This window comes from Streptomyces sp. NBC_00083, from assembly GCF_026343295.1.
Classification (GTDB): Bacteria; Actinomycetota; Actinomycetes; order Streptomycetales; family Streptomycetaceae; genus Streptomyces.
The window spans coordinates 241,784-260,793 of sequence record NZ_JAPELY010000005.1; the positions used below are offsets into that span (position 1 = coordinate 241,784).

Genomic DNA, 19,010 nt, shown 5'->3' on the forward strand with positions numbered 1-19,010 from the left:
TCCATGTCCAACGCTGTGAATTTCACGTTCTCCGACACGGTCGCCGGGCGGGTGACCGCCTTCGACCAGGACAAGCGCCGCTTCACGCTGAGCACCGCGGACGGCCGGGAGTTCGAGGTGGACCTCGACGGGGGTCCCAGCGCCGAGCTGCTGCACAACCTGGGCGAGCCCTACCAGGACGCCTCCGGGCACATCGACGCGCTGATCGAGCAGGGCCGGTTCGTCTTCGCGTACGGCGTCTTCTACCCCGGCGGGGAGGGCGCCCGCTTCGAGGCCAAGCGGCTGATCTTCGTGGGCCGCGGCGCCGACGACTTCCGCTTCGAGGAGGAGGGCTGGTGGGTCCGGCAGATCGAGGAGATCGCCGCGTTCTACCGCAAGGCCCAGTTCGGTGACGGGCCCGTCGACTTCTCCCGCTACCGCACCGAGATCCGGCTCGGCGGAGAGAAGACCGCGAGCCACATCCAGGAGACCGACACCATCTCGCGGCTCGTGTACGGAATGGCCTCGGCGTTCCTGCTGACCGGCGACGACGAGTACCTGGAGGTCGCCGAGCGCGGCACCGAGTACCTGCGCGAGCACATGCGCTTCGTCGACACCGACGAGAACGTCGTGTACTGGTACCACGGCCTCAAGGTCGACGGGGAGACCGAGACCAAGCTGTTCACCTCGGAGTTCTCCGACGACTACGACGCGCTGCCGGCGTACGAGCAGATCTACGCGCTCGCGGGCCCCGTGCAGACGTACCGGATCACCGGCGACCCCCGCATCAAGTCCGACGCGGACGCCACCATCCGGCTCTTCGACCGCTTCTACCTCGACCCCGAGCACGGCGGCTACTTCTCGCACATCGACCCGATCCTGCTCAGCCCCGAGCACGACTCGCTCGGCCCCAACAAGGCCCGCAAGAACTGGAACTCGGTCGGCGACCACGCCCCGGCCTACCTGATCAACCTGTATCTGGCGACCGGTGAGCAGAGCTACGCCGACATGCTGGAGTACACCTTCGACACCATCGTGGAGCGCTTCCCCGACCTCAAGCACAGCCCGTTCGTGCAGGAGCGCTTCCACAAGGACTGGTCGCACGACACCACGCACGGCTGGCAGCAGAACCGGGCCGTGGTCGGCCACAACCTGAAGATCGCCTGGAACCTGGCGCGGATGAACTCCCTCCGGCCCAAGGACAGTTACCTCCAGACGGCGGCCTCCATAGCCGAGTCGATGCCCGAGGTCGGCGCGGACCGCCAGCGCGGCGGCTGGTACGACGTCGTCGAGCGGCTCAGGGCGGACGGCGAGGACGGGTTCCGCTTCACCTGGCACGACCGCAAGGCGTGGTGGCAGCAGGAGCAGGCGATCCTCGCCTACCTCATCCTGCACGGCGTGACCGGACGCACCGCGTTCGCCACCGAGGCCCGTGACGCGCAGGCCTTCTACAACGCCTTCTTCCTCGACCACGACGAGGGCGCCGTCTACTTCAACACCCTCGCCAACGGGCTGCCGTACCTGCTGGGCGTGGAGCGGCTCAAGGGCAGCCACTCGATGTCGATGTACCACTCGGCCGAGCTGTGCTACCTGGCCGCGGTCTACAACAACCTGCTGGTCAACGGCAAGGCGATGGACTTCTGGTTCAAGCCCGACCCGGCCCTGGTCGAGGACGGTCTGCTGCGGGTCGCGCCCGACCTGCTGCCGCCGGGTTCGGTGCGGATCGACTCCGTCGACATCGACGGCGAGCCGCACACCGACTTCGACAGCTCGACCCTGACCGTGCGGCTGCCCGAGACCTCCGGACGGATCAAGGTCCGGGTCCGGCTCGCCGCGAACACGCCGGCGGAGGTGGCCCGATGACCGTGCACGTCACCACCCGCACCGTGGGCAAGGCCACGGTGATCGCGCTCGAAGGGGAGATCAACTCCACCACCTCCGGGGGCCTCCAGGCCCAACTGCTGCCTTTTATCGTGGAGTTCGCCGAGGTACTGATCGATCTGACCGGGGTCACCTACATTTCGAGCGCGGGTCTGCGCACCCTGCTCATCGTGCACCGGCGGGCCCAGCAGGTCGCGGCCGAGATCGTGCTCATCGGGCTCTCGGACGAGGTCCGGTTCGTCATGAACGCCACCGGCTTCCTCGACTTCTTCAAGATCGCCGACGATCTCGACGTCGAGCTGGAACGCGCGGCACGATGACCACCCCCGAGACACGCGACCGCGTCGATTCCTTCCCCACCCGCCGGATCGGCGCCCACCGGGTACGGGCCGGACGGCTCTTCCCGTACGGCGCCGTCCCGGTGCCGGGCGGAATCAACTTCTCCGTCTACTCCGACCGCGCCACCGCGATGAGCCTGGTCCTGTTCGACAAGGGCTCGCCCGAGCCGTTCGCGGAGCTCGCGTTCCCGCCCGAGTTCCGCATCGGCAGCGTGTACGCGATGACGGTGTTCGGACTCGACGCGGAGAGCCTGGAGTACGGCTTCCGTGCCGACGGGCCCTTCGACCCGGCGGCCGGCGACCGCTTCGACCGGCGGCGCGTCCTGAGCGACCCCTACGCCCGGCGCCTGTCGGGGCGCGAGGTGTGGGGCGCCGAACCGGACTGGGACGACATCTACCAGTACCGCGCCCAGGTCGCCGACGACGACTTCGACTGGGGCGAGGACATGCCGCTCGGCATCCCCGGCGAGGACCTCGTCATCTACGAGACCCACGTACGCGGCTTCACCCGCCACCCCTCCTCCGGGGTGGACGCGCCCGGCACCTACGCGGGCCTGCGCGAGAAGATCCCGTACCTGCGGGACCTGGGCGTCAACTGCGTGGAGCTGCTGCCCGTCTTCGAGTTCGACGAGCTGGACAACCCGCGCACCAACCCGGTGAGCGGCGAGCGGCTGCACAACTACTGGGGCTACAACACCGTCTCCTTCTTCGCGCCCAAGGCCGGCTACGCGGCCACCGGACGCTTCGGGATGCAGGCGGACGAGTTCAAGTCCCTCGTCAAGGAGTTCCACAAGGCCGGCATCGAGGTCATGCTCGACGTGGTGTTCAACCACACCGCCGAGGGCAACGAGCAGGGCCCGACCATCTCGTTCCGGGGCCTCGACAACGCCACGTACTACATGCTCACGCCGCACGGCGAGTACTTCAACTTCAGCGGCACCGGCAACACCGTCAACTGCAACCACCCCGTGGTGCGCGACTTCGTGCTCTCGTGCCTGCGGTACTGGGTCTCCGAGTACCACATCGACGGCTTCCGCTTCGACCTGGCGGCCATCCTCGACCGTGCGCAGGACGGCACCCCGCTGCCCAACCCGCCGCTCCTGGAGCAACTCGCGTACGACCCGGTGCTGCGCCACACCAAGCTGATCGCCGAGGCGTGGGACGCCGCCGGGCTCTACCAGGTGGGGCACTTCCCCAACTACGGGCGCTGGTCGGAGTGGAACGGCAAGTACCGCGACGTGGTGCGGCGCTTCGTCAAGGGCGAGCCCGGTCTGGTCGGGGAGCTCGCCACCCGCATGGCCGGCTCCCCCGACCTCTACCAGGGCCGCACCGCGACCGCGTCGGTCAACTTCGTCACCGCCCACGACGGGTTCACCCTCGCCGACCTCGTCTCGTACAACGACAAGCACAACGAGGCCAACGGCGAGGGCAACGGCGACGGCGGCAACGACAACCACAGCTGGAACTGCGGCGAGGAGGGCCCGAGCGCCTCCGCGCACGTGCGCGACCTGCGGCTGCGGCAGATGAAGAACATGATGGCGCTGCTGCTCACCAGCCAGGGCGTGCCGATGCTGCTGGCCGGCGACGAGGTGGGGCGCACCCAGCTCGGCAACAACAACACCTACTGCCAGGACAACGAACTGTCCTGGTTCGACTGGGGCCTGGTCGAAGCCAACGCCGAACTGCTCGCCTTCGTACGGTCGTTGACGGCGTTCCGGCACGCCCATCCGGTGCTGCGCGGCGCCGAGCACCCGCACGGCACCGACCGGGTCGGCAGCGGCCTGCCGGAGGTCAGCTGGCACGGGGTGCACGCCTGGCAGCCCGACTGGTCGGCGCACAGCCGCATCCTCGGCATGCTGCGCTGCGGCCGGCACGCCAAGGGCGGCACCGTCGCCGACGACCACGTCTACGTCGGGATCAACGCGCACTGGGAGGCCCACGACCTGGAGCTGCCCCAGCTGCCCGGCGGCCAGGCCTGGCACCTGTTCGCGGACACCTCCGCCGCGGCGGCCCATCCGCTCGGCGCGGAGCCGCCGCTGCACCACCCCGGCCGGTACCACCTGGGCCCGCACTCCGTGGTGATCCTCGTCGGCCGTGACCACGCCTCTCCCACCCACCAACCCTCCTGAGGAGCCACCGTGACGTTCGACGCCAGGCTGCGGATCAACGACCGCGTCGCCACCATCGAGCTCAAGGGCGAACTCGACGCCAAGACCGCCCCCCAGTTCCACGAGACCATCACCAGCGCCGCGCAGGCCGGCTCCATCGAGCTGGTGATCCGCGCCGAACACCTCACCTACCTGTCGAGCGCGGGCCTGCGCTCCCTGGTCTTCGCCCGCCAGCACATGGGCGACGGCACCCGCATCGCCGTGGTCGGCGCCGCCGACTCCGTGGCCCGCACGATTCGCCTCGCGGGCTTCGACTACAGCATCGACCTCGTCGACGCCTGAAGGGGAGGCGGTCCCAGATGGCGCTGGACTTCGGTGCCGTGATGCCCGAGATGGCGGAACCCGCCCTGCCCCAAGCCACCCTGCACGTGCCCGCCGAGCTCGAACAGCTCGACCGGATCGCGGAGTTCGTGCTCGCGCTGTGCGCCGAGTCCCGGCTGCCAGCGGACTCGGTGTACCGGCTGCGGCTCGCCGCGGACGAGCTGGCCACCAACATCGTGATGCACGGCTATCACGGGGCGCCCGGCGAGATCGTGGTGGCCGGGGGCATCACCCCGGCCCGGGTGTGGGTCCGCTTCGAGGACGACGCGCCGGCCTTCGACCCCCGGCAGGGCATGCAGCCGCCCGCCCTCGACGTGCCGCTCGCCGAGCGTCAGGTCGGCGGGCTCGGTGTCTACCTCGCGTTCACGGCGGTGGACTCCTTCAGCTACCGGCTGGTGTCCGGGCACAACGTGAGCACCCTCGCGGTGAACAGGCCGCCGAGCGGATAGATGGGACGAGATGTCACAGACAAACGTGCTGGTACTGGACGAAGGCCGCAACGCGCCCGCCGAGCTCCTCAAGGCGCTCCACACCGTGGGTGCCCGGGTACGCGTGCGCACCCCCGGGGACGTGCTCGGCGCCCAGCACGGGCAGGTCCCCGGGACGGAGGTGCTGCTCGTGCACGCCGACGTCTCCCCCCACACCGTGCGGGCGGTGACCCGGCGCCTGGACGACGAGGGCAACAGCCCCACCGTCGTCGCCTTCGCCGAACACGACCTGCATCTGCTCGGCAGCCATGTGCACGCCGGCTCCGACTACCTGGTGCCGCCCTTCTACCCCGACCTGATACGGGCCCGGCTGCGCAACTGCCACGAGCACGCGACGCTCAGCCGCACCGTGCAGGACGTCGCGGCGCACGCCGAACTGCTCGGCTACGAGCGGGAGTTGGAGATCGGCCGGGAGATCCAGATGGGTTTCCTGCCGGACTCGCTGCCCAGCCCCGACGGATGGGAGATCAACGTCAGGTTCCGGCCGGCGCGGACGGTGGCCGGTGACTTCTACGACGTCTTCGAACTCGTCAACAAGCGGCGCCTCGCGCTGGTCGTCGCCGACGTCTGCGACAAGGGCGTCGGCGCCGCCCTGTTCATGGCGCTCATCCGCAGCCTGCTGCGGCACACCGCCGAGCAGAGCGGGCTGCAGAACCTGATCGCCGCGGACCTGCTCGGCGAGGACGCGGCCTGGCAGGAGCAGAGCCGCGCCATCCCCGTGGTCGGCGCGACCCCGCTGCTCAACGCCGTCGTCGGCACCAACAACTACCTCACGCGCAACCACATCCGGCAGGGCTACTTCGCCACCATGTTCTTCGGCGTCCTCGACCCGGTCACCGGCAACCTCGTCTACATCAACGGCGGCCACAACCCGCCGGTCCTGGTCAGCGGCGACGGCGCCGAACCGGTGCTGCTCAACCCCACGGGCCCCGCCGTCGGCGTCATCCCCGACGTCACCTTCTCGCTCGGATACACCCAGTTCCGCCCCGGGGACACCCTGTTCATCTACACGGACGGGGTCACCGAGGCGCGTTCGGCGACGGGAGAGTTCTTCGGCGAGGACCGCATGCTGCGGCACCTCACCGAGGCGGCGCTCAGCGGCGACGAGCTGCTCGACCACATGGACGGGGCGCTCGGCGAGTTCGTCGGCCCCGCCGAACAGTCCGACGACATCACGATGATGGCCGTCCACTGGCGGCGGCCCGAGGGTGCGGGCGCGGTCTGACCCAGCACCGGACCTGCCTGCCGCGACTCACCGAACTACCGGGTGGAAACCATGTCACAGATCATCACCGTGCACTCCTACCGAGGGGGGACGGGAAAGTCGAGCACGGCCGCGAACCTGGCGCTCCTCCTGGCCTCCGCGGGCCGCCGGGTCGCCCTGGTGGACACGGACATCCAGACGCCGTCCCTCGACGTGATGTTCAGCGACGCGATGGCACCGGTACGCCGCTCGCTCACCGACTATCTGGTGGGGCGCTGTGAGATCGAGGACGCCGCCTACCCCGCGGACACCGACGCGGGCCACGGCGGCCTCTTCCTCGTGCCGGCCAGGAACCGGGCCGCGGGCGTCAACGAGATCATGGGCCGCGGCTACGACGTGGGCCTGCTGCGCGAGGGCTTCGACCGGCTCATCGACTCGCTCGCCCTGGACGTCCTGCTCCTCGACACGCACGCCGGGTTCAACAACGAGACGGTGACGGCGATGGCCAGCGCCGACGTCCTGGTCATCATGACCCGGGCGGACCGCCTGGACCTGGCGGGCGCCGGCGAGACGATGGCGCTCGCCGGGCGGCTCGGCTGTGTCCGGATGAGCGTCGCCGTCAACCTCGCCCCGGACGGCGGCGTGGGCGAGCGGATGCGCGCCGAGGTGGAGAGCGCGTACGCCACCAAGGTGACCGCCGTCCTTCCCTACGCACCGGAGATGGCGTCCCTCGCCGGTGAGCGCCTGTTCAGCACGGCCTACCCGCACCATCCGCTGGTCGCCGGGTACCGCCGGATCATCACCGAGGTCAGCAACGGCACCAGCGCCATCCGCCGGTGACCCCCCGCCCCCGACCGCACGCCGTCGACCGCACCACTTCCATGACCGCACCCCCGGTGCGAGGAGGCACACCACGATGAAAGGCACCACCATGCCGAAGAACGGCAGGGCGCCCGTACGGACCACGGCGGCCGTCGCCCCGGCCGCCCGCACCGAGCGGCCCGCCCCGGTGGCGAAGCCGGCCGGGACGCGGACGTTCGCGCCGACCGTCGGCCGGATCCCGGTGGTCGACGTGCGCCCCCGCGTCGACGACGGACGGCGGCCCGCCCGCGCCGTGCCCGGCGAGGTCTTCGAGGTCTCGGCGACCGTCTTCCGCGAGGGCCACGACGCCGTCGCCGCCAACGTCGTGCTCACCGACCCCGAGGGCAACACCGGCGAGTGGACCCCGATGCGGCTGCTCGCCCCCGGCACCGACCGCTACGCGGCCCGGGTCTGCGCCGACCGCGAGGGCGACTGGACCTACCGCGTCGAGGCGTGGAGCGACCCGGTGGCGACCTGGCGGCACGCCGCCGAGATCAAGATCCCGGCCGGCCAGGACATCGAACTGGTCCTGGAAGAAGGGGCGTTGCTCCTCGAACGCGCCGCCGACGCCTTCGACACCCGCGAGGCCACCCCGCTGGTCGCGGCCGCCCGCACCCTGCGGGACACCGCGCTGCCCGCGCAGGACCGGCTCGGCGCGGCGCTGCGGCCCATCGTGACGGCGCTGCTCACCGCGCGCCCGGTGCGCGAACTGCTGACGGTGTCCGCCGAACACCCGCTGCGCGTGGACCGCGAGCGCGCCCTGTACGGCGCCTGGTACGAGATGTTCCCGCGCTCCGAGGGCGCCGTGATCTCCACGGAGGCCGACGCCGACGGCCTGCTGCCCGCGCCGGTCGGCGGCACCCTGCGCACCGCGGCCGAGCGCCTCCACGCCATCGCCGGCATGGGCTTCGACGTGGTGTACCTGCCGCCGATCCACCCCATCGGCACCACCCACCGCAAGGGCCCCAACAACACGCTCAGCGCGGGCCCGCACGACCCGGGATCGCCCTGGGCGATCGGCTCGGCGGCCGGCGGCCACGACGCGATCCACCCCGACCTCGGCACCCTCGACGACTTCGACCACTTCGTGGCGGTCGCCACCGGACTCGGCATCGAGGTCGCGCTCGACTTCGCGCTCCAGTGCTCGCCCGACCACCCGTGGGTGACCGAGCACCCCGAGTGGTTCCGGCACCGGCCCGACGGCTCGATCGCGTACGCCGAGAACCCGCCGAAGAAGTACCAGGACATCTACCCCGTCGACTTCGACACCGACCCCGACGGGCTGCACCACGAGTGCCTGCGCGTCCTGCGGCACTGGATGGCGCACGGGGTGCGGATCTTCCGCGTGGACAACCCGCACACCAAGCCGGTCTCGTTCTGGGAGCGCCTGATCGGCGCGGTCCACGAGAGCGACCCCGACGTCCTGTTCCTCGCCGAGGCCTTCACCCGCCCGGCGATGCTGCACACCCTCGCCAGGACCGGCTTCCACCAGTCGTACTCGTACTTCACCTGGCGCAACTCCAAGGACGAGGTGGAGTCCTACCTCGGGGAGCTGGCCGGGCTCGGCGGCGAGGAGAGCGCGGCCTATCTGCGCCCCAACCTGTTCGTGAACACCCCCGACATACTCAACGCCTATCTCCAGTACGGCGGCCGGCCCGCCTTCGCGGTGCGCGCGGTGCTCGCCGCCATGGCCGGCCCCAGCTGGGGCATGTACGCCGGCTTCGAGCTGTACGAGAACGTGGCGGCCGGCCCGGCGAGCGAGGAGTACCTGGACTCCGAGAAGTTCCAGTACCGGCCCCGCGACTGGGACGGCGCCGAGGACACCCTGGTCCCCCTCGTCCGCACCCTCAACCGGGTGCGCCGCGCCCACCCTGCCCTGCACCAGCTGCGCAACCTGCGCTTCCACCGCACCGACAACGACGCGGTGGTCTGCTTCTCCAAGCGGGCCGACGGCGCCGCCGACTCCTCCGGCGACGACTGGGTGCTCGTGGTCATCAACCTCGACCCGCACAGCGTCCGCGAGGCGACCGTCTGCCTCGACCTGCCGGCCCTCGGCCTGGAGCGCTCGGACACCTTCGCGGTGCGCGACGCGCTGTCCGGCGAGACCTTCCAGTGGGGCCGCGACAACTACGTACGCCTCGACCCGCGCCGCCAGGTCGCCCACATCTTCACGGACGGGAACCCGCAGTCGTGACCACCGCAACGCAGCCCTCCGCGCAGCTCGCCGCCACCGACCTCAAGCGCCTGGTCACCGGCGAGGTCAGCGATCCGCACGCGCTGCTCGGCGCACATCCGGCGCCGGGCGGGACGGCGGTGCGAGTGCTGCGGCCGTTCGCCGACGCCGTGACGGTCACCGGCCCCGACGGGGCGCCGCTCGCCGAACTCGTCCACCAGGACGGCGGGGTGTTCACCGGCCTGCTGCCGGTCACGGGCCCGCTCGACTACCGGGTGGAGGCCCACTACGGCTCCGCCGTGTTCCGCTACGACGACCCGTACCGCTTCGCGCCCACCCTCGGCGATCTCGATCTGCATCTGATCAGGGAGGGCAGGCACGAGGAGCTGTGGCGGGTGCTCGGCGCCACCACCCGCACGCACGACGCGGGCGGGCGCCCCGTCGCGGGCACCGCCTTCGCGGTGTGGGCGCCGAACGCCCGCGCCGTGCGGCTGACCGGCGACCTCAACCACTGGGACGGCGCCGCGCACCCGATGCGTTCGCTCGGCGCGTGCGGGGTGTGGGAGCTGTTCGTGCCCGGCGTCGGTGACGGGGTGCGCTACAAGTACGAGATCCTCACCCAGCGGGGCGAGTGGATCCAGAAGGCCGACCCGCTGGCCTCGGCCGCCGAGTCCGCGCCCGGCACCGCGTCCGTGGTGCACACCCCGGCCCACCGGTGGGGCGACGCGGCCTGGCTGGCCCGGCGCGGGTCGGCGCCCGCCGAGCGGTCGCCGATGAGCGTGTACGAGATGCACCTCGGCTCCTGGCGGCCGGGGCTCGGCTACCGCGACATCGCCCGCGAACTGCCCGGCTATCTGAAGGCGCTCGGCTTCACCCACGTCGAGTTCCTGCCGGTCGCCGAGCACCCCTTCGGCGGCTCCTGGGGCTACCAGGTCACCTCCTACTTCGCGCCGATGGCCGCGCTCGGCACCCCCGACGACTTCCGCCACCTCGTCGACACCCTGCACCAGGCCGGCATCGGCGTGATCGTGGACTGGGTCCCGGCGCACTTCCCGCGCGACGACTGGGCACTGGCCCGCTTCGACGGCACCGCCCTGTACGAGCACGGCGACCCGCGGCGCGGCGAGCACCCCGACTGGGGCACGCTCGTCTTCGACTACGGCCGCCCCGAGGTGCGCAACTTCCTGGTGGCGAACGCGAGTTACTGGTGCGAGGAGTTCCACGTCGACGGGGTGCGGGTGGACGCGGTGGCGTCCATGCTCTACCTCGACTACTCCCGCGAGGCCGGGCAGTGGGAGCCCAACGCCTACGGCGGCCGCGAGCACCTGGAGGCCGTGGAGTTCCTCCAGGAGATGAACGCGACCGTGGCCCGGCGCTCCCCCGGCGTGATCACCATCGCCGAGGAGTCCACCGCCTGGGACGGGGTGACCCGGCGCACCGACCACGGCGGGCTCGGCTTCGGCCTGAAGTGGAACATGGGCTGGATGCACGACGCGCTGTCCTACATGGCCGAGGACCCGGTGCACCGCCAGTACCACCACCACCGGATGACGTTCCCGATGATGTACGCCTACGCCGAGCACTACACCCTGCCGATCAGCCACGACGAGGTCGTGCACGGCAAGGGCTCGCTGCTCGCCAAGATGCCCGGCGACCGCTGGCAGCAGCTCGCCAACCTCCGCGCGTTCCTGGGCTTCATGTGGGCCTTCCCCGGCAAACAACTCCTTTTCATGGGGCAGGAGTTCGCGCAGGACACCGAGTGGTCGCACGAGAAGGGGCCGGACTGGTCGATGCTGCGGCACGCCCCGCACGCGGGCGTCCGCGACCTGGTGCGGGACCTCAACCACCGCTACACCGCGGACCCCGCGCTGTGGAGCAGGGACGGCGACCCCGAGGGGTTCCGCTGGATCGACGCGGACGCCGCCGAGGACAACGTGTACTCGTTCGTGCGGCACGGCTCCGACGGCGAACTCCTGGTCTGCGTCTACAACTTCCAGCCCGCCCCGCGGTACGGCTTCCGGCTCGCGCTGCCCGCGGCGGGCCGCTGGCGGGAGGTCCTCAACACCGACGCCGCCGCGTACGGCGGCAGCGGCACGGTCAACGCCGGCCCGGTCCTGGCGGACGGGGAGCCGCTGCGGGGGCTCCCCGCGTCCGCCACCGTGGTGCTGCCGCCGCTCGGCGCGGTGTGGCTGCGGCCGGAGTGAGCGGGCCGGGCGGCCGCCCGGTCAGGCGCGGCCGAGGGCCCGTTCGTACAGGGCCAGGGTGCGGCGGGCCGCCCGGTCCCAGCCGAAGTGTTCCTCGGCCCGCGCCCGGCCCGCGTCGCCGAGGCGCGCGGCGAGCGCCGGGTCGGCGATCAGCCGGTTGACGGCGTCGGCGAGATCGGCCGCGAACCGCTTGGGGTCGAGCGGGGTTCCGGTGCCGTCCTGCTCCTGCTCGATCGGGACCAGGAGTCCGGTCTCGCCGTCGGCGACCACCTCGGGAATGCCGCCGGTCGCGGTCGCCACGACCGCCGTGCGGCAGGCCATCGCCTCCAGGTTGACGATGCCCATCGGTTCGTACAGGGACGGGCACACGAACACCGTGGCATGGGTGAGCAGTTGGCGCAGCGACACCGCGTCGAGCATGCCGTCGATGCGTACGACACCGTCCCTGACCCGGCTCAACTCCTCGACCAGGGAGGCGGTTTCGGCGGCGATCGCCGGGGTGTCGGGCTGTCCGCAGCACAGCACGAGCTGGGCGGACGGGTCGAGGGCGAACGCGGCCCTCAGCAGGTGGGGCAGGCCCTTCTGGCGGGTGACGCGGCCGACGAACAGGACGATCGGGCGGTCCGGGTCGATCCCGTACCGCTCAAGGGCCGTGGTCGCGTGGTCGGGGCGGTGGACCTCGGTGTCGATGCCGTTGTGCACGACGTGCACCCGGCCCGGGTCGATGGCCGGGTAGACCCGCAGGATGTCCTCGCGCATGCCGTGCGAGACGGCGATCAGCGCGTCGGCCGACTCCAGGGCGGAGCGCTCGACCAGGCAGGACAGCGCGTAGCCGCCGCCGAGCTGCTCGGCCTTCCAGGGGCGCAGCGGCTCCAGGCTGTGGGTGGTCACCACATGGGGAATGCCGTAGAGCTGTTGGGCGAGGCGGCCTGCGCCGTTGGCGTACCAGGTGTGGCTGTGGACCAGTTCGGCGCCGGCCGCGGCGGCGGCCATGGTCACGTTGACGGCGAGGGTGGCGAGGACGGGGTTGGCGTTCTCGCCGAGCGCGGGCTCGGCGTGGGCGAGGACCCCGTCCGCGGAGCGGGGCGCGCCGAAGCACTGCACCCTGAGGTCGGTCAGCCTGCGCAGCTCGCGGGAGAGCTCGGCCACATGGACGCCCGCTCCGCCGTAGACCTCCGGCGGGTACTCCTTGGTCAGGAGGTCGACGCGCGGGCGGGCGGCGGGCGGGGTCTCGGCGGTGGCGCGGGTCGGCTGCGGATTCATCGGCACTTCCTGAGGTCGAAGGTCGGCTCGGGCCGCCCTCGCGCGCCCGGCCGATGACGGCGCCCCGGGCGCGCGGGGCGGCGCGTGGGGGCCACGGCCGTGGGGCGCGGGCGGTGGGAAGGGGCCCCGGGCCGTACGGCAGCGGGAGCGCGGTGCACGGCCCTGGGGGCCCCACCGCGACGCTAGCGAACCTGAGCTGACGCCGCGTCAGGCCTGGGGCCGCGCGCGTCCCGCGAAGGCGGCCGTGCGGGCGCCCCGGTCGCGGATCGCGTGCCGGGCGCGGTGCAGCCGCAGCGCCAGCTGCACCTCGACCGCCCGTACCGGTTCCTGCCAGCCCGGCCCGAGCAGCTCGGTGATCCGCTCCAGGCGGCGCGAGACGGTGTTGGCGTGGACGTGCAGGATCTCCGCGGCCCGCGTGGGGCTGCCGCCGGTACCGAAGTACGCCTCAAGGGTGGCGACGAGCGCCGTCGCCTGGTGGGCGTCGTAGTCGAGCAGCGGCCCGACGGTGGCCGCGATGAACGCGACGGCGTCGGGCTGTTCGGCCAGCAGCAGTCCGAGGAAGCCCAGTTCGCGCGGGGAGCCGATGCCGCCGTTGTCGCCGAGCGCGACCACCGCCTCCAGGCAGCGCCGCGCCTCGCGGTGGGTCGGGGCCACCGCGGCGGGGCCGGTGGCCGGGCCCGCCGCGCCGACCGAGACCGGCCGTCCGAGCACCGCGGTCAGCTGGTCGCGGGCCCGTCCCGCGGCGGCGTCCGGGTCGCTGCCGGGCAGCAGCATCACGACGCCGTCCCCGTCGGACAGGCGAAGCCCCCCGTGGCGCCGCACATGGCCCGCCGCCCATCGCGCGGCCTGCTCGCGCGCGCCGCCGCCCTGCGGCCGGGCCACCACCACGACGTAGGGAGCGGCGAGGTCGATGCCGAGCCAGCGCGCCCGGTCGCTGAGCCGGTCCGCGGAGAGCGCGGAGCCGCCGAGCAGTTCGTGGAAGAGCTCGTCGCGCAGCCGGTGCTCGGTGAGCGCCGCGCCGCCCTGCATCCGCAGCAGGACCGAGACGGGCTGGGCGAGCGCCCGCATCATGGGCTCCTGGCCGCTCGCCGCGGAGTCGCCCGGCGCGACGACGAGGGTGCCGAGGACCTCGTCGCCCGCCATGGCCGGGCAGAACCAGAGCCCGGCCGCGGAGGCGACCGGAGCGCGGGCGGCGTGCGCGTCCAGCGCCCCGCGCTCCAGCTCCACCTCGCTGACGTCGGGGAAGTCGCCCGCCGACGCGAGGACCGCGCCCCCCGCGTCCCGGATGATCAGCGCGCCGCCCAGCTCCGCCGCGGCCCGCTCGGCCAGCTCGTGCGGCGGGATCCCGCGCAGCGCCAGATCGGTCAGCCGGCTCTGCACATCGAGCAGGCGGTGCGCGGACGAGCCGAACTTCATCGCCCGCGAGGTGACGAACTCCAGCTCGCCGACCTCCCGTCGGACCCGGTCGAAGCGGCGCGCCCTGGCGATGGCCGCGGCGGTGAGGTCGGCGAGCGAGGACATCAGGCCGATCTCGCACGGGCTGAACGAGCGCACCGCGCGATGGGCGACGTACAGGACGCCGAGCGTGGTGTCGTTCTCGGCGCAGCGCACCGGCACCGCCACCAGGGCGCGCAGGCCTTCGGCGCGCACCATGTCGTCGGCGCCGCCGTGGTGCGCGAACCGGTCGTCGGCGAGGTAGTCGGACGTCCAGAAGGGGCCGCCCCGGGCGATCGCCGCGTTGCCCGCCCCCTCGTGCGCCGGGTGGGGATACGCACGAGCGAACGGCGCGGTGTGGCCGTCGGACGCGCACACCACGAGCCGGCCCTGGCCGGGATCGCGCACACTCACCCAGGCGGTGTCGAGCCCCAGCAGCAGCCGGGCCCGCCGGGCGACGAGGTGGAGCAGCGCGTCGAGATCGTGCGGCAGCGCCAATTCCTTTGCCAGATCGACGAGTTCGGACAGGCCCGCCTCGCGCTGCCGGCCCCGCGCGAACCCCTCGTGGACATCGAGCACGAGCGCGCGGGCCCGCTCCAGAAGGGCGATATGCGCGGGTTCGGCCCCCTCGGCCCGCGCCCGCGCGAGGGGCTCGTCGAAGCTGCGCAAGGGTGCCTGATCGGCGAGAAGTTGCAGTAGGTGGAACAGGCTGTCGTACTCCACGGTGTCGCTCGTCCCCTGCACGTGGTCCTCCCCCGTCCCCGCGATGGCCTGAATCGCTCGACCGTGGGGGAACCTAGGGGCCGCGCACCGATCGCGTCAACCACATCTTGCTATGTAAAACCCCAGTTCAAAGGGGGTAAAAGGTGAGCGGGTCACTACTCGGGTGCGGTAAGTAGTCGTCTCGGCACCTTCCTGGAAGCCTGACTCAAAGGGCAGGGTGGTGCCGCCGGAGCTCCGACTCGACCGGCACGGGGGCGTTTGCAATGGTGAGTGAAGTGGTGGACGCGATGGCGCCCGGGGGCGACAACATGCCGTCCGACGACGGGCCGGCGGAACGCGCGCGGCCGCTCACCGGCCTCGATGCCTACCGCTCCGAGCTGACCCGGGTCGCGGCCCACGACGAACGCGTGGTCTGCCTGGAGGCCGGGCCCGACGGCGTCGAGGGCCACCCCTTCGAGGCGGCACGCCCCGACCGGTTCTTCCGGCTCGGCACCGTCGAGGTGGCCATGGTGGGGATGGCCAAGGGCCTCGCGGTCGCCGGATTCCGGCCGTTCGTCAGCACCTTCGCGCCGCACCGGGAGACCGAGAACCTGGAGCTGACCATCGGCTACCTCTCCGCCGGCGCCACCGTGATAGCGCCGTACGAGGGCGCGCCCCTCAACTTCGCCGCGCTGCGCCGCGTTCCGGGCGTCATCCTCGCCTCCCCGTACGGAGAGGCCGAGACCCGCGCCGTGGTGCGCGTCGCCGCCCAGCTGGGGCGGCCCCACTACATCCGCATCGGCCGCGGCACCCGCCATCGATCGCTGCCCTGGGAGGGCTCGGGGCTGCCCATGGTCAACTGGGAGTCCGAGGCGCCGCCCACGCGTCCGTGTCTGGTGTCGGCGGGCGAGACCGGCACCGCGCTGGCGCTCGCCGCCCGGCGCGCGGCTCCCGCGCTCGGCCACGCGCACCTCGTCTATCTGAGCGGGGCGCCGCTCGCGGCGGCGGCGGAACGCATCGCCGCGCGGCACAGCCGGCTCGTGGTCGTCGGGGGGTACGCGCCCGACGGCGGCCTCGCGCAGGAGCTGGCCGCGCTGCTGCCGGGGTGTGAGGTCGTGGGGGTGCCGCTCGGTCGGGGCGGGCCGGTCGGCGCGGCGGAGGTACACGCCGTGCTGGAGGCCGCGGGCCTGGCGGGGCCGCGCGGCTGAGGCTCGCGGCCGGACGGCCACGGGACGAGCGTCGGTCAGGAGGCGGGGCCGGGCCGTGCCGGACCGTCCTCCAATATCTCCGACTGGGCCAGGAGATAGGCGAGATGGGCGCGGCTGCGCCCCCCGAGCAGCTCCGAGGCCTTCTTGATGTGGGTGGAGACCGTACGGGTGCTGATGCCGATCCGGGTGCCGATGACCGCGTCCGTGTGCCCCTCCACCATGAGCCGCAGCACCGTGCGCCGGGTCTCGTCGGTCATCAGGCGCGGCCGCACCTGCTCGGCGGTCATGCTGACCGGCTCCGCGCGCGCCCAGGCGTGGTCGAAGACCTTCACCAAGTACTGCACCACCGCCGGGTGTTCGATCAGGAGCGCCGTGGTCTTGAGCTCGTGGCGCGGGTCGGGGATCAGCGCCACGCGCCGGTCGAAGACGATCAGGCGGTCGAACAGCTCGTTCAGGGTGCGCACTTCGGCGCCCTCCTGGGCGACCTGCTCGATGTAGGCGAGCGTGGGGCCGTGCGCGCGCACGGTGTGCTGGTAGAGGGTGCGCTGCTTGACGCCGCGCCGGGACATCGCGATCTCCTGCGGCAGGGTGCGGGCGAGCGCCTCCGGGTCGCGCGAGCCCCCCGGCTGCGCGGTCAGCATCTCCGAGACGCAGTCGTCCCTGGCCTGGAGCAGCGCGGAGCTGATGACGTCGGCGCCCTGGAGCAGCCGGAGCGGGGTCGCGGACTCGCGGTGCTCCTCCCGGTAGACGTCCTCGGCGTGCGAGACCGCTTCCTGGATGGCCGCGATGGTGTGCTGCTGGACCAGGACGGCGCGCTCCATGGGGCGCACCAGCTCGCTGGTGGCGATGTCCGGCGGGATCGCCGCCCACAGGGCCGGTGTTTCAGCCAATGGCCGCAGCAGCCCCAACTCAAGGAGGCATTCGGGAATTTCACCACCAATCGGACCCTTGGCCAGCGCCTCCCGGTACCGCTCAAGCCCCCAATCGCAGGGTCGTATCACAGTGGCTTGTGGCTTGATGTCCGGGTTTCTACACATGTGCCTCCCCTTCTTGTTTCTGCATTGCGCAATCACGATGCTAGCGAAAACCGGGCCGGGGGGTTTTTCTGCGGCATGCTTCGTCTGACGGAAGACCTGGTAGGTCTTTCAGCCATAGGGGAGGCAATCATGAACTTCAACCAGACGATGGTTCAGAGAATTACCGCCGGTCTCGCACTGGCCCTCGCCATTACGCTCGGCGCTCAGGTATCCGCCGGCACCGCCTTCGCCTCCACCGCACAGCACAGTGGTGGCGCAACGCCCGACGACTCCAACTGGACGGCAATTCACGCCGGCGCACCGAGCGGTGCGAGCAACGTGAACACCGAGGACGACTCCAACTGGACCTGATCCCGCAAGGGCCGGACGGGGGCGAAATGAGTACGGATCAGGAAACAGTCGGCATCATTCTCGCCGGGGGCAGGGGAGAGCGGGCCAAGCCCATCACTCTCAAGTCGGCGGACTACATTCGCAGCAAGGCCCTCATTCCCTTCGTCGGCCGCAGCCTTATCGAATGGGTACTTGAAGCCTGCCGGGAACAGGGAATCCGCCGTTTCTACATCGTGACCCACGGCCTGGAGAACCGCGATCAGATCAAGCTCCTCCTCGGCCACGGAGAACGCTACGGCGTCGAGATCAGCTACTCGCGATCGCGCTTCGACCGCTACAACGTCGGCTCCGCCGGGGCCACGCTGCACAACCTCGAACAGTGGGATCTTCAGGGACGCGCCCTGGTGCTGCCCGTCGACTCGCTCTTCGAATTCGATCTCGGTGCGATGACCGCGGCGCACGAGGACCGCGACGCCCTGGTGACGGTCGCCTCGGTGGCCCGCACCGCGCAGGAGATCGCGACCAAGTACGGCGTCATGCGGACCGGGAACGACGGCCTGGTCCAGGGCTTCGTGGAGAAGCCGCACACCGCCGAACTGCACGAGATCTTCCCCGCGACGGCCACCGACCCGCGCACCACACTGCCCACCAACGCCGGCATGTACCTGGTCGACTGTGGACGGCTGCGGCTGCTCGCCCGGGAGCCGGAGCTGTTCCGGCAGTCCCACCAACGGCTCGACTGGGGCGGCGACCTGCTGCCCTGGCTGGTCGAGCGCGGCCACCCGGTGGCGGCGCACACCATCGGACGCCTCGGCGACCTCGGCAACGTGCCGGACTATCTGGAGACGGTCCAGCACGTGCTCGACGGCGCGTACGAGCAGATGAACCGGCTGATGGACGCCCCCGATCCGGAGGCGCCCGGAACGCGGCGCTGGATCCATCCCAGCAGCCTGCGGACCAAGGACGACCTGACCGGCACCACCCTCGCGCAGAAGCTCGACGAGGGCACCGTGGTGATCGGCCCCGGCGTCCGTGTCGGCCGTGACGTGGAGATCGGGTACGGGGTGCGCCTCGAACACGCGGACATCGGCGACGGGGCCGAGGTCCGTGAGGGCGCCACCCTGGTCAGATCGGCCGTCGGCGAGTCCGCGGTGATCGGCGCGTACGCCGACGTCTCGGACAGCTACGTCGGCCCCATGGCCGAGGTCCACTCCGAACGCGCCCGGCCCGCCCGGCTGGAGAACCACGCCGCCATCGGCGACGGGGCCGTGCTCTGGCCCGGTCTGCGGTTCAGCGGCATCACCGTCTACCCGCGCCTGCGGGTGCCCGCGCTCACCGGGGTGCCCGCGGACACGGAACTGCGCAACTCCGACGACATTCTGCGCTGGGCGTGAGCCGACGCCGGCCGCCCGGCCACGG

The 19,010-nt window shown here is 71.8% G+C and carries 15 protein-coding genes; 12 read left to right on the forward strand and 3 right to left on the reverse strand.

The genetic code is table 11. From position 1 onward, the window contains the following. Positions 1-3 precede the first annotated feature (3 nt). From OOJ98_RS33745 to glgB, 9 genes are all read left to right on the forward strand, one after another. On the forward strand, positions 4-1,842 hold the full coding sequence (locus tag OOJ98_RS33745) for an AGE family epimerase/isomerase (RefSeq protein WP_267058945.1): 1,839 nt from the start codon (positions 4-6) through the stop codon (positions 1,840-1,842). Then, on the forward strand, positions 1,839-2,180 hold the full coding sequence (locus tag OOJ98_RS33750; RefSeq protein WP_267058946.1) for an STAS domain-containing protein: 342 nt from the start codon (positions 1,839-1,841) through the stop codon (positions 2,178-2,180). Before OOJ98_RS33745 ends, OOJ98_RS33750 begins: the two co-directional genes overlap by 4 nt. Next, complete coding sequence (gene glgX / locus OOJ98_RS33755; RefSeq protein ID WP_267058947.1) at positions 2,177-4,327, forward strand: glycogen debranching protein GlgX; 2,151 nt, start codon at positions 2,177-2,179, stop codon at positions 4,325-4,327. Before OOJ98_RS33750 ends, glgX begins: the two co-directional genes overlap by 4 nt. 9 nt (positions 4,328-4,336) lie before the next feature. Next, positions 4,337-4,648 (forward strand): anti-sigma factor antagonist, encoded by a 312-nt coding sequence (locus OOJ98_RS33760; RefSeq protein WP_267058948.1) that lies wholly within the window; start codon positions 4,337-4,339, stop codon positions 4,646-4,648. A gap of 17 nt (positions 4,649-4,665) precedes the next feature. Beyond that, a complete protein-coding gene (locus tag OOJ98_RS33765) occupies positions 4,666-5,136 on the forward strand; it encodes an ATP-binding protein (protein ID WP_267058949.1) in 471 nt (156 codons plus the stop codon). Between the two features lie 10 nt (positions 5,137-5,146). Then, complete coding sequence (locus OOJ98_RS33770; protein WP_267058950.1) at positions 5,147-6,400, forward strand: PP2C family protein-serine/threonine phosphatase; 1,254 nt, start codon at positions 5,147-5,149, stop codon at positions 6,398-6,400. A 51-nt stretch (positions 6,401-6,451) separates the two neighbouring features. Continuing rightward, positions 6,452-7,219 carry a MinD/ParA family protein gene (locus OOJ98_RS33775; protein WP_267058951.1) on the forward strand — a complete coding sequence of 256 codons (768 nt, stop codon included), beginning with the start codon at positions 6,452-6,454 and terminating at the stop codon, positions 7,217-7,219. 76 nt (positions 7,220-7,295) lie between these two features. After that, on the forward strand, positions 7,296-9,434 hold the full coding sequence (locus OOJ98_RS33780; RefSeq protein ID WP_267058952.1) for an alpha-1,4-glucan--maltose-1-phosphate maltosyltransferase: 2,139 nt from the start codon (positions 7,296-7,298) through the stop codon (positions 9,432-9,434). After that, the gene (glgB, locus tag OOJ98_RS33785) at positions 9,431-11,617 is read left to right on the forward strand and encodes a 1,4-alpha-glucan branching protein GlgB (protein ID WP_267058953.1); all 2,187 of its coding nucleotides are present in this window, start codon (positions 9,431-9,433) and stop codon (positions 11,615-11,617) included. Before OOJ98_RS33780 ends, glgB begins: the two co-directional genes overlap by 4 nt. 21 nt (positions 11,618-11,638) lie before the next feature. On the opposite strand, the gene glgA is transcribed toward glgB, so the two are convergent. Then, positions 11,639-12,880 carry a glycogen synthase gene (glgA, locus tag OOJ98_RS33790; RefSeq protein ID WP_267058954.1) on the reverse strand — a complete coding sequence of 414 codons (1,242 nt, stop codon included), beginning with the start codon at positions 12,878-12,880 and terminating at the stop codon, positions 11,639-11,641. 207 nt (positions 12,881-13,087) lie between these two features. Next, on the reverse strand, positions 13,088-15,058 hold the full coding sequence (locus OOJ98_RS33795; RefSeq protein WP_267058955.1) for a helix-turn-helix domain-containing protein: 1,971 nt from the start codon (positions 15,056-15,058) through the stop codon (positions 13,088-13,090). A 242-nt stretch (positions 15,059-15,300) separates the two neighbouring features. Between OOJ98_RS33795 and OOJ98_RS33800 the strand changes: the two genes are divergently transcribed. Then, entirely contained in the window at positions 15,301-16,224 is a 924-nt protein-coding gene (locus OOJ98_RS33800; protein WP_267058956.1) for a transketolase, read from the forward strand. Between the two features lie 35 nt (positions 16,225-16,259). On the opposite strand, the gene OOJ98_RS33805 is transcribed toward OOJ98_RS33800, so the two are convergent. Continuing rightward, positions 16,260-17,114, reverse strand: coding sequence for a LuxR C-terminal-related transcriptional regulator (locus OOJ98_RS33805; RefSeq protein WP_267058957.1), 855 nt, complete (start codon positions 17,112-17,114; stop codon positions 16,260-16,262). A gap of 276 nt (positions 17,115-17,390) precedes the next feature. Between OOJ98_RS33805 and OOJ98_RS33810 the strand changes: the two genes are divergently transcribed. Next, on the forward strand, positions 17,391-17,612 hold the full coding sequence (locus OOJ98_RS33810) for a hypothetical protein (RefSeq protein ID WP_267058958.1): 222 nt from the start codon (positions 17,391-17,393) through the stop codon (positions 17,610-17,612). 26 nt (positions 17,613-17,638) lie between these two features. Then, entirely contained in the window at positions 17,639-18,985 is a 1,347-nt protein-coding gene (locus OOJ98_RS33815; protein WP_267058959.1) for an NDP-sugar synthase, read from the forward strand. The last annotated feature ends 25 nt before the right edge of the window (positions 18,986-19,010 follow it).